General features: G+C 64.0%; 15 protein-coding genes. 7 read left to right on the forward strand and 8 right to left on the reverse strand.

The features are described from left to right. Window positions 1–433: 433 nt before the first annotated feature. The 4 genes from AC1DN2_RS09685 (at window position 434) to AC1DN2_RS09700 (ending at window position 5,305) form a co-directional block, all read left to right on the forward strand. Window positions 434–1,867, forward strand: a complete 1,434-nt coding sequence (locus AC1DN2_RS09685; RefSeq protein WP_476850269.1) for a sugar transferase — start codon at window positions 434–436, stop codon at window positions 1,865–1,867. A 203-nt stretch (window positions 1,868–2,070) separates the two neighbouring features. Further along, the gene (locus AC1DN2_RS09690; protein ID WP_476850159.1) at window positions 2,071–3,858 is read left to right on the forward strand and encodes a DUF4012 domain-containing protein; all 1,788 of its coding nucleotides are present in this window, start codon (window positions 2,071–2,073) and stop codon (window positions 3,856–3,858) included. Window positions 3,859–4,025: 167 nt separating this feature from the next. Next, window positions 4,026–4,652 (forward strand): LPXTG cell wall anchor domain-containing protein, encoded by a 627-nt coding sequence (locus tag AC1DN2_RS09695; RefSeq protein ID WP_476850160.1) that lies wholly within the window; start codon window positions 4,026–4,028, stop codon window positions 4,650–4,652. A 182-nt stretch (window positions 4,653–4,834) separates the two neighbouring features. Then, window positions 4,835–5,305: a VanZ family protein gene (locus AC1DN2_RS09700; protein WP_476850161.1), complete on the forward strand. Its 471-nt coding sequence runs from the start codon at window positions 4,835–4,837 to the stop codon at window positions 5,303–5,305. A gap of 9 nt (window positions 5,306–5,314) precedes the next feature. Here the strand turns inward: AC1DN2_RS09700 and galU are convergent, their stop codons facing one another. Genes galU through paaA form a run of 7 tightly spaced genes read right to left on the reverse strand, consistent with a single transcriptional unit; the run spans window position 5,315 to window position 11,211 of the window. Continuing rightward, entirely contained in the window at window positions 5,315–6,205 is an 891-nt protein-coding gene (galU, locus tag AC1DN2_RS09705) for a UTP--glucose-1-phosphate uridylyltransferase GalU (RefSeq protein WP_476850162.1), read from the reverse strand. 57 nt (window positions 6,206–6,262) lie between these two features. After that, window positions 6,263–7,045, reverse strand: a complete 783-nt coding sequence (locus AC1DN2_RS09710) for an enoyl-CoA hydratase/isomerase family protein (RefSeq protein ID WP_476850163.1) — start codon at window positions 7,043–7,045, stop codon at window positions 6,263–6,265. Window positions 7,046–7,086: 41 nt separating this feature from the next. Further along, entirely contained in the window at window positions 7,087–8,313 is a 1,227-nt protein-coding gene (gene paaE / locus AC1DN2_RS09715; RefSeq protein ID WP_476850164.1) for a 1,2-phenylacetyl-CoA epoxidase subunit PaaE, read from the reverse strand. Between the two features lie 15 nt (window positions 8,314–8,328). Then, a complete protein-coding gene (paaD, locus tag AC1DN2_RS09720; RefSeq protein ID WP_476850270.1) occupies window positions 8,329–8,901 on the reverse strand; it encodes a 1,2-phenylacetyl-CoA epoxidase subunit PaaD in 573 nt (190 codons plus the stop codon). An 11-nt stretch (window positions 8,902–8,912) separates the two neighbouring features. After that, entirely contained in the window at window positions 8,913–9,827 is a 915-nt protein-coding gene (paaC, locus tag AC1DN2_RS09725) for a 1,2-phenylacetyl-CoA epoxidase subunit PaaC (RefSeq protein WP_476850165.1), read from the reverse strand. Then, the gene (gene paaB, locus AC1DN2_RS09730) at window positions 9,824–10,183 is read right to left on the reverse strand and encodes a 1,2-phenylacetyl-CoA epoxidase subunit PaaB (protein ID WP_476850166.1); all 360 of its coding nucleotides are present in this window, start codon (window positions 10,181–10,183) and stop codon (window positions 9,824–9,826) included. Before paaB ends, paaC begins: the two co-directional genes overlap by 4 nt. Continuing rightward, a complete protein-coding gene (paaA, locus tag AC1DN2_RS09735; RefSeq protein WP_476850167.1) occupies window positions 10,180–11,211 on the reverse strand; it encodes a 1,2-phenylacetyl-CoA epoxidase subunit PaaA in 1,032 nt (343 codons plus the stop codon). Before paaA ends, paaB begins: the two co-directional genes overlap by 4 nt. Window positions 11,212–11,315: 104 nt before the next feature. On the opposite strand from paaA, the gene arfB reads away from it, so the two are divergent. Then, window positions 11,316–11,738, forward strand: coding sequence for an alternative ribosome rescue aminoacyl-tRNA hydrolase ArfB (gene arfB, locus AC1DN2_RS09740; RefSeq protein WP_476850168.1), 423 nt, complete (start codon window positions 11,316–11,318; stop codon window positions 11,736–11,738). A 195-nt stretch (window positions 11,739–11,933) separates the two neighbouring features. After that, complete coding sequence (locus tag AC1DN2_RS09745; protein WP_476850169.1) at window positions 11,934–12,587, forward strand: arsenate reductase/protein-tyrosine-phosphatase family protein; 654 nt, start codon at window positions 11,934–11,936, stop codon at window positions 12,585–12,587. Between the two features lie 45 nt (window positions 12,588–12,632). On the opposite strand, the gene AC1DN2_RS09750 is transcribed toward AC1DN2_RS09745, so the two are convergent. After that, window positions 12,633–12,959: a hypothetical protein gene (locus tag AC1DN2_RS09750; RefSeq protein ID WP_476850170.1), complete on the reverse strand. Its 327-nt coding sequence runs from the start codon at window positions 12,957–12,959 to the stop codon at window positions 12,633–12,635. 276 nt (window positions 12,960–13,235) lie between these two features. Here AC1DN2_RS09750 and AC1DN2_RS09755 point away from each other — a divergent pair, with 276 nt between their 5' ends. Beyond that, on the forward strand, window positions 13,236–14,294 hold the full coding sequence (locus AC1DN2_RS09755) for an LCP family protein (protein WP_476850171.1): 1,059 nt from the start codon (window positions 13,236–13,238) through the stop codon (window positions 14,292–14,294). Window positions 14,295–14,347: the final 53 nt, after the last annotated feature.

Genomic DNA, 14,347 nt, shown 5'->3' on the forward strand with positions numbered 1-14,347 from the left:
AACGGTGGCGGAGATGACGCGGTAGTCGGGCAGGTTGAAGATGCTGGTGGCAGCGTCGAACGCCACAACGGTAGGCTCAGTCAAGGCTCGTGGTCCTGTTCCTGGTTGAATGCTAGACACACTCATCCCAGCAGGGCCACGGGCCCCTTTCTTAGCTACGACACGGAATCATCTCCCCACGAACCACGAAGAGCCTCTTAAGTACCCCTGTTGAGGCGGGGTGGTCGTCGTTTACCGTGGCCTTGGGAGGGGTCAGGGTGGTTTGCTTCAACCTCGGCGCGGTGTCGTCTCCGAAGGTCAGAAGGCGCGTCGGTTTCCCGTGGCGTCTGACATCGCCAGCACATGGAAGAATTCAGAGCGGACTGCCTATGGGCGTGTCGTGGTTACGGGTTTTCCGCAAGCCGGGGTTAGAAGAATCTGGGGATGTATGTCGATGTTAGTGTCGGATTGGCGAGCTAGAACCTCTCGCCGATTGCGGGTAGTAGACGCGTTCGTCGTTGTATGGGCTGTCGCTGGGGCCTTCGTGATCCGGTTCGGTATCGAGCCAAGTCTCGAAGCTTCGAGTCAGGAGTTTGCATATGGGTGGCTTTCCGTAGCTGTTGCCATAGCCTGGTGGCTGATGCTTGGGGCGTGGAAAAGCCGGCATAGCCGGATCCTCGGCTCAGGGGCGGACGAATACAGGAGGGTAGCGGCTGCAACTTTGTGGCTGTTCGGATTGATTGCGATCATTTCCTACGTTTTCCGGATTGACACTGCGCGCGGCTATGTGGGTATTGCGCTCCCTGTCGGGCTCACTGGTCTACTTCTCGCAAGGTGGTTACTCCGCCAGCACCTGAGCGTGGACAGGCTCAGGGGATCAAGCATGAATCGTCTGATACTGCTGGGGGGCCCAAGTGCAGTGGCTCACCTTGCTGCTTCCTTGGACAGTGCAAAGCACGCCGGGTACGAACCAATTGCGGCTTACACTCCTGGTTCGCGCCCGGCCCTACCCGTTGAGTCTGAATCCGGGTTACCGATACTGGGCTACAAACCTGATACAGCCTCCATATTGGAGGCCATCGACAGGTGCCAGGCTGATGCTGTCGCCGTGTCAGCAGGAGTGCAGCTTCACCCACAAATATTGCGACACCTAGGTTGGGAGCTGGCGTCCCGCAATATTGGGCTGATCATGGCTCCTGCACTAACCGACATCGCTGGACCTCGCATTCACACGCAGCAAGTCGCGGGGCTTCCTCTGATCCACGTGACTACGCCTACTCTGGATGGTGGCCAGAGCGTGGCCAAGCGTCTGTTTGACATCTTCGTGTCATCTTTGTTAATCACCGTATCCTCCCCCGTCATGTTGCTCGTGGCAGTCATAGTGAAGATAGAGAGCCAAGGGCCCGCCCTCTTCAAGCAAGAAAGGGTTGGCATGGAGGGAGAGCATTTCCAAATGCTGAAGTTCCGGTCCATGGTCGTTGATGCCGAACAGCGCCTGTCGGAGCTTGCGCAACACAGCGACGGGAACGGGCTCCTCTTCAAGATGAAGAACGATCCACGGGTCACGCGCATTGGGAAGTTCATCAGGAAATTCAGCTTGGACGAGCTACCCCAGTTGTTCAACATTTTCGCTGGCTCCATGAGCTTGGTCGGCCCTCGCCCTCCGTTGCCCTCGGAAGTGGCAGCCTATGAGCACGACGTTCGTCGTAGACTCCTGGTCAAGCCAGGCTTGACCGGGCTATGGCAGGTCAGCGGACGTTCCAACCTGTCGTGGCAGGACTCAGTTAGGCTGGACCTCTATTACGTGGAAAACTGGTCACTCGCCGGTGATCTCATGATCTTACTCAAGACCTTTCGCGCGGTATTTCGTGGCGCGGGCGCTTACTAAAGCAACCAGTTGACGCCCTATAAAGGCAAGGAATAAAAATGCGTAAATCTGTAATCGGCCTCGGCCACCTCGGTGCCGTTCATAGAGGAATTTTTGCCGAGCTTGAAGCCACGCGGCTGGAGCGTTCGTAGTCAATGGCTGTCACTGAAGCAACTCGAACGATGAGGCGTAAGCCGCCAAGCCGTGTCCGCCGACGTCGTTTGTTGATTACCACCGTGTGGCTGGCCGCAGTGGGTATTGTTGCCATTGCTGGGGCGACATGGCTTGGATCCAGAGCGGCCATCATAAAGACGGAACTTGAAGCCGCATCGCAGCTTGTCCCTGTGCTCAAAGGCAACATTGTCGGATACAAGCCACACGAGGCCGGTGCGATGGCTGCTGAGCTTCACGCACACACGGCGGCAGCACGCGAGGCAGCAGGAGATCCGTTGTGGTCCTTGGCCTCTGCCGCTCCGTGGTTCGGAGCAAATTTCAGCGCCATTACAGAAGTCGCACGATCAGCTGACGATGTGGCCACACTGGGCGTCGACCCGCTGGTGAACGTATTCGAGTCACTCAATTGGGACAACCTGCTGCCGAGCAGCACCGGGACAAATCTCGAGCCCATACGGAAGGCCGCGCCGAGCGTTTCGGCCGCCGCTCACGCGGTGCGGGCCTCGTCCGAGCGACTCAAGGGCATCGACGCTAGCGGTTTGCTCCCTCAGGTGGCCGAACCGCTGACACGGGTCCGGGAGCAGCTGGGAAGCCTAACCGGTGCGTTGGATGCCGCGGCCAATGCTGCAGCGATCGCTCCCGGGATGTTGGGGTCCGACGGCCAGCGGAACTACTTACTGATGGTCCAGAACAATGCGGAAGCCCGAGCCTCCGGAGGGATTCCGGGGGCCCTAGCGGTCTTGACGTTCGATCACGGCAAGTTGAGCCTCGGGACTCAAGGCAGCGCCTCAGGACTCGGAGTCTTCTCCCCTGTTGTCCCTGTGAACCCCGAGCAAATTCAAATCTACTCGGCACGGCTGGGGGAGTACATGCAGGACGTCAACCTCACCCCAGACTTCCCCACAGCTGCCGCGACGGCGCGGGCCATGTGGGAGACGAAGACCGGCCAGCATGTGGACGGCGTTATCTCCGTGGACCCTGTGGCGTTGAGCTACATCCTTGCAGCGACGGGCCCGGTTCGGATCACCAACCCCGAACTGATCACCGCATCCGGCGGTGGACTCCCCACCGAGCTGAATGCGAAAAACCTGGTGAAGACTTTGGTCTCCGACGTTTACGCGAAGATAACGAGTCCCGCATTGCAGGACGTCTATTTTGCGGACGTCGCCAAAGAAGTATTCGGCGCCCTCTCCAGTGGAAAGGGCGATGCCAAGAGCTTGGTTAAGGGCATTAGCCGCGGAACGGAAGACGGCCGGGTATTGCTGTGGTCCGGCACGGCCAATGAGCAAGAGGTCATCGCCAGATATCCGCTCAGCGGTGCAATATCCGGTTCCAGCGTCTCGCCCGCGCAATTCGGCGTCTACTTCAACGACGGCACCGGCGCCAAAATGGACTACTACGTGAAGCGGACCGTGGAGCTGGTGCAGGAGTGCACCGGCGACGACTATGGGCAAATCAAGGTTCGCATCACCAGTACCAATACGGCTCCGGCGGACGCGGCGAAGTCGCTGCCGGGATACGTGACCGGCGACGGAATATACGGCGTACCTGCCGGCACGGTCCAGACCAACGTAATCGCTTACGGCCCCGTCCAGGCGCACATCGAAACAGCCACGGTTGACGGCAAGAAGGTTGGTTTTGCAGCCAATCAACATGCCAACAGGCCGGTTGGAACGGTCACCGTCACGTTGGCTCCTGGACAGAGCAAGACTGTGGAATTCAGCTTCGGCAAGATTGTCCAGCACACCGAACCTACCGTGGTGGTCACTCCCACCGTTCAGGCTCTCAAAGACGTGGTGCTGGCGGCAAAACTGGCCGACTGCCCTGCCGCAAAGTAGACGCCGCGTAAACAGTATGTAAAGCGACTTGATTCACTTTGGTAACAGGCGATTTGGGTGCTAGTGTCTGCATGGGCTTATCAAATGAGATTTCAACCTGCGGCTTATCAAGGGACCGGAAATCTCCACTTCGCGTGACATTAGAACTTACGGTCTCAGGGGGACACATGAAAAAATCACTCGCAGCAATCACACTTGCCGGCTCCATCGCTCTCGTGGGCGCGCTTCCGGCAGTGGCGGACAACTACACCGCGCCCGAAGTCGCCGGGACCGTTTCTGACGGCACCGTGACACCCGGCGAAACCTTCACCTTCTCCGGAACCGGCTTCCTTGCCGGTGAAAAGATCACCATCACGGTAACCCTCACCCGCGCGCCGCAGGCCATGGGCGCCGGCTCCGCAGGTGCAGCCAGCATGGCTGTCCCTGCCAAGATCAACCTGCCCATGGGCACCCAGACGTTCTCCACCACCGCCGATGCCAACGGCAAGTTTGCCTTCCCCGTCGCCATCGGCGAGGCAGGTACCTACACCCTCACCGCCACCGGCGTCACCTCCGGCAAGACGGTGACCTCGAGCGTGACGGTTGTCGGCTCGGCCACGGGTACCGGCACCGGCACGATCGCCGGAAACGGCACCACCACCGGCACTGGCACCAGCAGCTCATCGGAACTGGCCAACACCGGCGCCAGCTCCAGCCTGGTTCTGTGGTCGCTCGTGGGCGCAGGCGCACTGGCAGCCGGCGCTACCTCCGTGGTTGTGGTTCGCCGCCGCGCCAAGGCAGAGGTTGCAGCCTAGGCTCCAAGCCAACACGCACTAAGGATGGTGGTGGGGKTCATCGGGAAAACCATTTACCCCCCCACCCCCCCCGGTAAAACTGCCCACCAGACAGGCACTCCCCTACATCCTCTTGACGCTCCTGGCCGCGGCCGCCCTGGGAACGGCGGCTTTGGCCGTCCTAAAGACCTCCTAGGGCCACTGTGAGGGCGCTGGGACGGCCCCGACTCTGGCAAGGGGTCCTCGGCGGGGCATTCATCCTACTGGCGATTATCGGCTTTTGGCCCAGCCCGGTGGACCGGCCCGTCCAGGGCGAACTTGCCGGCGTTCTATTCATGCTCCATGCCCTGGGCTTTCCCGGCTGGATTAACTACGCGTTCATAGAGGCCTCCGCCAACGTGGTCCTTTTTATCCCCGTGGGAATCGCGGCCACCTTGGCCTTTCCCGGCCGGAAATGGTGGCAAAACGCAGCCCTGGGACTGCTGGCCTCCGCCTGCATGGAACTCGGCCAGTTACTATTCCTCAGCAGCCGCTTTGCGAGCCCGCTTGACGTTATAACCAACACCGCGGGCTGCGTTGCAGGCACCCTGGTTGCCGCCACTGCGCTGAGGGCCATAAAACAACAACAGGCCCGGCGCATCCCAGCGCCGGACCTGCCGAAGTCTTACGTCTAAAGTTGCCGCCTAGTTGACGAATTCCTTCAGCCAGGACTGCAGCTCTTCACCGAACTCCACCCGCTCCGAGGCGATCGAAATAACCGCCTTGAGGTAGCTGAGTTTGTCCCCCGTGTCATAACGGCGCCCACGGAACACCACACCGTAAACGCCCCCACCCTCGCAGTCGGATACGGCCAGGGTCTGGAGGGCATCCGTCAGCTGGATCTCGCCGCCGCGGCCCGGCTCCGTTTCCTCCAGGACGTCAAAAACCTCAGGATGGAGCACATACCGCCCGATCACGGCAAGGTTGGACGGAGCATCCTCCACCGCAGGCTTTTCCACGAGGCGATTCACCCGGAAGTAGTCCTCGCCCTCCACCGCGGAGATGTCCGCGCAGCCATAGGCGCTGATCTGGGACGGATCCACTTCGATCAGGGCGACCACCGAACCACCGGTCCTCGCCTGGACCTCGATCATGGTGCTGAGGAGCTCGTCGCGCTCGTCAATAAGGTCATCGCCCAACAGGACGGCAAAGGGCTCGTCCCCCACATGCTGGCGGGCACACAGGACCGCGTGGCCCAACCCCTTGGGATCGCCCTGGCGGACGTAGTGCACCGGTCCCAGGTTGGAGGCGTGCTGTACAGCCGCCAGGCGGTCCAGATCGCCCTTGAGCTCCAGCGTCCGTTCCAGGGCCGGGGCGCGGTCAAAGTGGTCCTCCAGCGCCCGTTTCTGCCGGCCGGTAATCATCAGCAGATCGGTCAGGCCCGCCTTGACGGCCTCCTCCACCACATACTGGATGGCCGGCTGGTCAACCACCGGCAGCATTTCCTTCGGCATTGCCTTAGTGGCGGGCAGGAAGCGAGTCCCCAATCCGGCAGCAGGAATGACGGCTTTTCTTACAGATTTCCCCAAAGTCATAGGTGAACCATACAAATCAATGGAACCAACTAGCAATCGCCGCCCCGCGGGAGGAGGCTAAAGACCCTTGAAAGCCGGGCTGCGCTTCTCCTGGAACGCGCGGAAACCCTCGGCGTAGTCCTCGCTCTTGCACAGCCGCGCCTGTTCTGCGTTTTCCTCCTCCATGGCCTCCCACAGCCCCAGCCGCTGGTCCCGGATGTGCGCCACAAGCTCCTTGCTGGCCCGGAACGCACCCGTGGCGCCGGTGGCAACGCCGGCCACGATGGCGCGGGTGTTCTCCAGCAGATCCGCCGCGGGCATGGCCCGGCTGAACAGGCCCTGCGCCACGGCGTCGGCGCCGCTCATGAGCTCGGCGGTGTAGATCAGGTCCAGGGTCCGGTGCATGCCGAGGCGCTCGGTGAAATACCAGTGCCCGCCCGAATCGAGGGTGGCGCCGAGCTTGGCGAACGGCGAGCCGACCTTGGCATTCTCCGCCACGTAGACCACATCCGTGGCCAGCAGCAGGCCCAGCCCCACGCCGAGGCAGGCGCCCTGGGCCGCGGCGAACGTGGGCGCGGGGAAGGCGCTCATTTTCTTCAGCAGCGGCTGGACGAGGCCGCCCAGGTAGGCCTGCGCGTCATCGCCCTCCGGTGTAACGCCGGCAATGTCACGGCCGGCGCAAAAGGCCCGGCCCTCGCCGCGGAGCAGCAGCGCCCGGACCTCGCCGCGTGCGGCGGCGTCGGCGGCGCGATCGTACGCCCCGGACAAATCCGCGAGCGCCTGCTCGTCGAGGGAATTCAGCTTATGCGGGGCGTCGAGTACGACCTCGGCGACGCCGCGAGCGATGGAGAGGGAAATCATGGGGCTCCTTGGATTCGAAAAGGCCTGGACGTCGAAAAAACCTAGACGTCGAAGTCGACCGTGACTTCCGGGGTGGTGGGGTGGGACTGGCAGGTCAGGACGTAGCCCTTGTCCAGCTCGTCCTGTTCCAGAGCGTAGTTCTCGTCCATGGTGACGTTGCCGCTGACCACCTTGGCCCGGCAGGTGCCGCAGACGCCGCCGGCGCAGGCGAACGGCACATCGGGGCGGACCCGGAGGGCGGCGTTGAGGATGGATTCGCGGGCGTGCGTGGGGCTGGCCACCTCGCCCTGCAGCCCGTCCAGCTTGAACGTGATCTTATAGGTCTCCTTGGATTCGTCCGTGACCACGGGCCGGCCAATGTTGCCCTCGGGGCGCTCCGGCTTGCCCGAGGTGAACAGTTCGAAGCGGACATGCTCCGGGGCGACGCCGCGCGCGGCGAGGGTGTCCCGGCAGAGCTGGACGAGTTCAAACGGGCCGCAGAGGAACCATTCGTCGACGTCGTCGGCGTGGATCGCGGTGCCCAGCAGCGCCTGCAGCTTCTCGGCGTCGATCCTGCCGCTGAGCAGCGGCGCGATCCGCTGTTCACGCGACAGCACGTGGTGCAGCGCCAGCCGGGCCGGGTACCTGTCCTTCAGGTCTGCGAGTTCTTCCAGGAACATCACGTCCATGGCCGCCTTGTTGGCGTAGACGAGGTCAAAGCGGGTCTCCGGGTGGGCCGCCAGCAGGGTGCGGGCAATGGCGATCACGGGAGTGATGCCGGAGCCCGCGGCAATCGCCACGAAAGAGCCGGGCTCCCCCGCCAACTCTTCCGGATGGTTCATGGAGTTCATGACATTCTGCTCCACGGACTTGCCGTCGCGGCCGTGCTTGGAGACAAACGCACCCATGGGGCTCATGACGTCCAGGACGTCGCCGGCCTTGAGTTCGGCATTGGCCCACGTGGAGAACAGGCCGCCGAGGTCCTTCTTGATGGCCACCCGGATTTCGCTGCTGCCGTCCGCGAAACTGCGCGGTTCGGCGCAGATCGAGTAGCTGCGGCGGATCTCGTGCGGCTGGCCGTCGGCGTCGGGCAGGGTGGTGCGCAGCGCGACGTACTGTCCCGGCAGGTAGTCGAACTGTCCGGCGAGCTCGGCCGGCACCCCGAACGTCACCTCGATGGCGTCGTCGGTGAGCCGGCGGACTTCGTCCACCGTCAGGGTGTGGAAGGACGCACGACGGCGGCCGGTAGTTGCGGCCGACTCCGCGGCGGTCTGGCGGACAACCTTCATGGAGGCACCTGTTCCTTACAAGACTTTGAAGTAGTCGAACGGTTCCTTGCAGTCCTGGCACACGTAGAGGGCCTTGCAGGAAGTGGAACCGAAGCGGGTGAGTTCTTTGGTGTTGAGCGATGAGCACTGGGGACACTTGACGGCCAGCGAGAGCCGGACCGGGCCGGCGTGCCGGGTGGCCGCCGAGTGGCCCGACGGCGGGGCGATCCCGTACTGCTCCAGCTTGGCCTTGCCTGCCTCGCTCATCCAGTCAGTGGTCCAGGCCGGCGAGAGGACAAGCTCGACCCGGACACTCGGGTACCCCGCGCGGTGGAATGCCGCCGAGAGGTCATCCCGGATGGCGTCCATGGCGGGGCAGCCGGAGTACGTCGGGGTGATGGTGACCTGGACGGCGGGAACCATCCCGCCGTCGTCAGTGCTTGGTTCCGTCGAGACTTGGACATCGCGCAGGATGCCGAGGTCCGCGATGGTGAGGACCGGGATCTCGGGGTCGCACACGGTGGCAGCGACCGCCCAGGCCTTCTCCCGGGCAGTATTGCCCTTGGCGGCGTTGCGGCGCTCAGCGGTTTCCGGATCGGAGACAAACATTTCCATGGTCCCTACCAGCTGGCTCCGGGGTACTCGCGGGCGAGCACCTGCATCTCGGCGAGGATGTAGCCGAGGTGTTCGGAGTGCAGGCCGCGGCGGCCCCCGCCCGGCGAAGGCTGCACGTTGGGGACCTCGAGCTCGGCTTCGGCCAGGATCTCGCCGGTGAGCCGGTCGAAGTCCTCGCGCAGGCTCGACGGCTGGGGCGCGGCGCCGGCTCCGCTGAGGCGTCCGGTGAGTTCGTCGTCGCGGAACAGCTCATCGACGAAGGGCCAGACGACTTTGAACGCGTGGATCATGCGCCGGCGCGATTCGTCCGTGCCGAGGGCCAGGCGCAGCACCCACTGGGCACTGTGGTCCCGGTGGTAGTCAACTTCCTTGACCGCCTTGGCGGCGATGCCGGCCAGGGTGGAGTCGGTGGAGGACGTCAGCCGGCGGTAGAGCTCGAACTGGTAGTAGCTGACCACGAACTGCCGGGCGATGGTGACGGCGAAGTCCCCGTTCGGCTGCTCGAAGAGCGCCGCGGAGCGGAACTCGTGCTCGCGGCGGAAGTAGGCGAGATCGTCTTCGCTGCGCCCGTCCAGGCCGCCGGCATAGCTGAGGAAGGACCGGGCATGGCCCAGTTCGTCCAGGGCGATGTTGCCGAGGGCGACGTCCTCTTCGAGCTCCGGCGCGCGGGAGATCCAGTGGCCCAGTCGCTGGGCCAGGATCAGTGCGTCGTCACCCACGCGCAGGGCGAACTCGGCAGCGTCCTCGCTCGGCTTCGCGGAGCCGCGGTTGACGGCGAGAGCGATGTCTTCCGGACGGAGGGCGTTGCCAGGGGTGATACGGGTGGCGCTCGCGGTGCCGTCACCGCTGGCGCCGGGTATGCCGACGGAGATGTCGCCGTGACCGCCGGTTTCTTCTGCTGTTTCAGGTGTTGTGCTCACAGGTGCTTCACGCCCTCACTCTTGGTGTAGTACGTGGCGTGGCGGTAGTCCTTGCCCTGGGGGGATTCAAAGAAGGAACCCTTGGAATCGGGGTCGCTGGAGGCGATGGCCTCGGCCGGGACCACCCAAATGGACACCCCTTCGTTGCGGCGGGTGTAGAGATCGCGGGCGTTGCGCAGGGCCATGGCCGCGTCGGGCGCGTGCAGGGATCCTGCGTGGACGTGGGACAGGCCGCGGCTGGAGCGGACGAATACTTCCCAGATGGGCCAGACGTTTCCTGCGTGGGGTTCGGTGGGGGCCACGGCGACAGGGGTCCCCGGCCGAGCTTGCGAGGTTGGGGTGTCGTTGGGGATCATGCTGCGGATTCCTTCTCTGCTTGCTTCTTTGCCTGCTTTTCCGCGTAGGCGGCGGCGGCTTCGCGCACCCAGGCGCCGTTCTGGTGTGCCTCGCGGCGCCGTTCCAGGCGCTGGGCGTTGCAGGGGCCGCGGCCGGCCAGGACTTCATGGAATTCATCCCAGTCCAGCGGCCCGTGCTCCCACTTCCTGGTTTCCTCGTTGAACCGGATGTCCTTGTCCGGAAGCGTCAGGCCGAGGACCTTGACCTGCTCCATCATCATGCCGACAAACCGGTTGCGGAGCTCGTCATTGCTGAACCGCTTGATGTTCCAGGCCATGGACTGCTTGGAGTTGGGCGAATCGTCATCCGGCGGGCCGAACATCATCAGGGCGGGGGCGTACCAGCGGTTGACCGCTTCCTGTGCCATCTGCTTCTGCTCGGGGGTGCCGTTGGAGAGTTCCAGCAGGATCTCGAAGCCCTGGCGCTGGTGGAAGGACTCTTCCTTGCAGACCCGCACCATGGCCCTGCCGTAGGGGCCGAAGGAGGCGCGGCAGAGCGGCACCTGGTTGGCGATCGCGGCGCCGTCGACCATCCATCCGATGGCACCCATGTCGGCCCAGGTGCGGGCGGGGTAGTTGAAGATGGAGGAGTACTTGGCCTTGCCGTCCATCAGGTCCTGCATCATCTGATCGCGCGGCTGGCCGAGGGTTTCAGCAGCGGAATACAGGTAGAGGCCGTGGCCGGCCTCGTCCTGGACCTTGGCCATGAGGATGGCCTTACGCTTCAGGCTCGGGGCGCGGGAGATCCAGTTGGCTTCGGGCTGCATGCCGATGATCTCCGAGTGCGCGTGCTGAGAGATCTGGCGCAGGAGCGTCTTGCGGTAGGCCGGGGGCATCCAGTCACGCGGCTCGATCCGGGAATCTTCCGCCATGACCTTGTCGAAGTATGCCTGGCCCTCGGCGTCGAGCCGGGCCGCGTCCTCGGGGCTCAGTTCATGCCGTGCCTGCGATGGCTCGGCGGGCACTGACTGCAGGGTCTGCGATGCCATGGTTGCTCCTAATGATTTCGGATAAATAATTACCGACCGTTCGTTCAGGATATGCGGAAGGCCGGAGATGCGTCAAGGACAGGAATCCGTGTAACGCTGGTTGCATGGATCTGGAGGTGTCGGCCGCGCTCACCATTCCCGCGTCGGAACTCCGCTGGCGGTTCTCGCGCTCGTCCGGGCCAGGCGGCCAGCACGTCAACACCTCGGACAGCCGCGTCGAACTCTCGTGGAACGTCGCGGCCTCGACGGCGCTCTCGGATGGTCAACGGCTGATACTGGCCACCCGCCTTGAACGGCGCCTCATCGGCGGTGTGATCACCGTGACCGCCGCCGAGCAGCGCTCCCAGCTGCGCAACCGCGAGATCGCCCTGGCCAAGCTCGCCGGCCTCGTGGCAGAGGGCCTTGCCCCCGAGGCCGCCCGCCGCCGGGCGACCAAACCCACCCGCGGCTCGAACCGTCGACGCCTCGCCGCAAAGGAACAGCGGGCAGCGACGAAGCAGCAACGACGGCGGCCGTCCGCCGAATAGCGCCGAATAGGCGTCCAGCCGACATCTTTCGGACGCGGGTCAGCGCGAGCGTTTAGATTCAGGGAACTCCGCTCGCCGGCTGGGGCGCACGGGCGGCGTGTGGAAACACCCAGCCCGCGCCCGGGGAAGATAGGCTCGGACACTACGCCTCCGTACGTCCGAAACCATGAATCCCCGGAACGGAAACTAGAAACTTTGGAATCGTCCCCACCTATTCGGATCCTCACCGTCTGCACCGGCAACATCTGCCGCTCCCCTGTCGCAGAGCGCCTGCTCCGGGCGGGGCTCAACCAAGTGAAGCCCGGCGCGTTCCGCGTGGAGAGCGCTGGCACTCGGGCCATGGTGGGCGAGGCCGTCCAGCCCAGCTCAGCGGACATCATCCGGAATTATGGCGGAACAGCGGAAGGCTTTGCTGCCCGGCAGCTGACTCCGCAGATCCTGCGTGACACTGACCTGGTGCTGACCATGGCCGCACGGCACCGCGGCGAAGTGCTGCAAATGGATGCCTCCCTGCTCCGGCGCACGTTCACCATCCGCGAGTTCGCGCGCATGCTGAAGGTCCTGGAACAACGGGACGCCACCGAGCGGGCCAGAGAAGCGCAGGACAGAACAACGCAGGACACAGCCGCGCAGGACAGCAATCCGGATCCGGCGGCGGACCTCGCAGCCTTCTGGCGCGGGTTGCCCGTCAGGGCTGCCGCCGTGCGGCACCTGGCCCTTGCCGAGGATGCGTCAGAAAACGACGTTGTGGATCCGTACCGCCGCGGCGAGGACATGTACCGGCAGATGGAGGACGAGCTGGCGCCAGCCCTGCTGACGATCCTGCGTTTCGCCCGGCACTACAGCTAAGGCCGCGCGGCCGTCCGCCGCCGGATGTTCATAAGTGGATAACGGTTACGCCGCCATGCTCCGGGCCCAGGGAGCCGCCGTCGTTTCTGCCGGCGCCACGATGCTGAGCTGGCATTCTGACTGAAGCGGATCGATGGCGGCCGGCAGGTGGTGCGAGGCCGAGCACTCCCGCAGCTGTTCGAGGGCCGCCGGCTCCACCACGGCGTGGCTGACATCCAGCACCAGGTGGAGTCCTTCTTTCAGGTGGTTTGCCCGTTTGACCACCACATAAAGGGCCTGGAGGCTCCTCGCCGTCACATGTCCCTGTGCTGCTACTTCTGCCTGACCGCAATCGAGGTCGAGCCTGACAAGAACCCGGAGTTTGTGGTTCAAAACGATTCCCCTGTTCGTGCTTTACCGCTTGGCCGCGACGCTGCGACCGCTTTGGCCGCCACGCTGCGACCGCCCCCAGCCTAGGCAGGGAATGTGACGCAGGCAACAGTAGGCTTCATATCCGGGAAACGTCGCGTTATCTGCGCTTTGTTCGACCGGAAGTGTTGATAGACGGGCCCGGTGTACTGTATTGAAGGCCTCCACGGCGCCCTTTCGGCACCTGGCACTGGTCAAGATGGCATCCGGACACCCGGTCCGGCCGACTTTGAGGAACACATGACACACCCCTTCGACAGCCCAGACGACACCCCGCGGGCAGAATTCAGGGAGCGGCGCCCCGTGAAGAAACGCCGGGGCCGCAACGTGCTGATCGCCGTCGCCGTGGTGGTGGCTCTCGTCGCGGTGGTGGCCGGCGGCTACCTCTTCAACCTCGCCCACACGTTCGATTCCGGCAGCAGCAAGATTGACCAGGCCTTCCCTGAGGAGTCCACGCGTCCGAAGAAGTCGGACACGTCGATGAACATCCTGGTGATGGGCAGCGACAGCCGTGGCGCCGCCGAGTCTGACGCCGCGGGCGGCGCGGCCACGGACCAGCGCGCGGACACGCTGATGCTCATGCACATTCCCGCAGACCGCAAGAACATCTACACCATGTCAATCATGCGCGACCTCTGGGTGGACATCCCAGGGCACGGCGAGGCGAAGATCAATTCGGCGCTGGCCCTGGGAGGCACGCCACTGATGGTGCAGACTATTGAGTCGATCTTCCAGCAGCGCATCGACCACGTGGCCATGATCGACTTCGAGGGTTTCAAGGGGCTCACCGACGCGCTCGGCGGGGTGACCGTGAACACCAAACTGCCGTTTACGTCGAACGATTTGAAGGGCCAGTCCTTCGCCCCGGGCCAGCACACCTTCAACGGAACCGAAGCCCTGGCCTTCGTCCGCGAACGGCACGCCTACGCGGACGGCGACTACCAGCGGGTCCGCAACCAGCAGGAGTTCCTGCGGGCCATCATCAAGAAGTCCACCGCCGGCCAGACCCTAAGCAACCCGATCACCATCAACAACATGGTGGGCGCCGTGTCGCCGTTCGTCACCGTGGACAAGACCCTGGACTCGGGCGCCGTGGCCGGGCTGGCGTTTGAGCTCAAGGACATCCGGGCACAGAACACCGTCATGTTCACGCTGCCGACCAACGGCGTCGGAACGTCCGCGGACGGCCAGTCGATCGTGCTGACCGACCCGGACGCCATCCAGAAAATCTCCGGGGCAATGGCCTCCGGCACCCTGGGCGAGTACGTCGCGGCCAACAAGTTCGAGAACGGCAACTGAGTCCAGCCAAGTGAACCGGCGGGAGGCCCTTGGACCCATGGTCCGGGGCCTTC

Source organism: Arthrobacter sp. 01L42 (assembly GCF_056400005.1).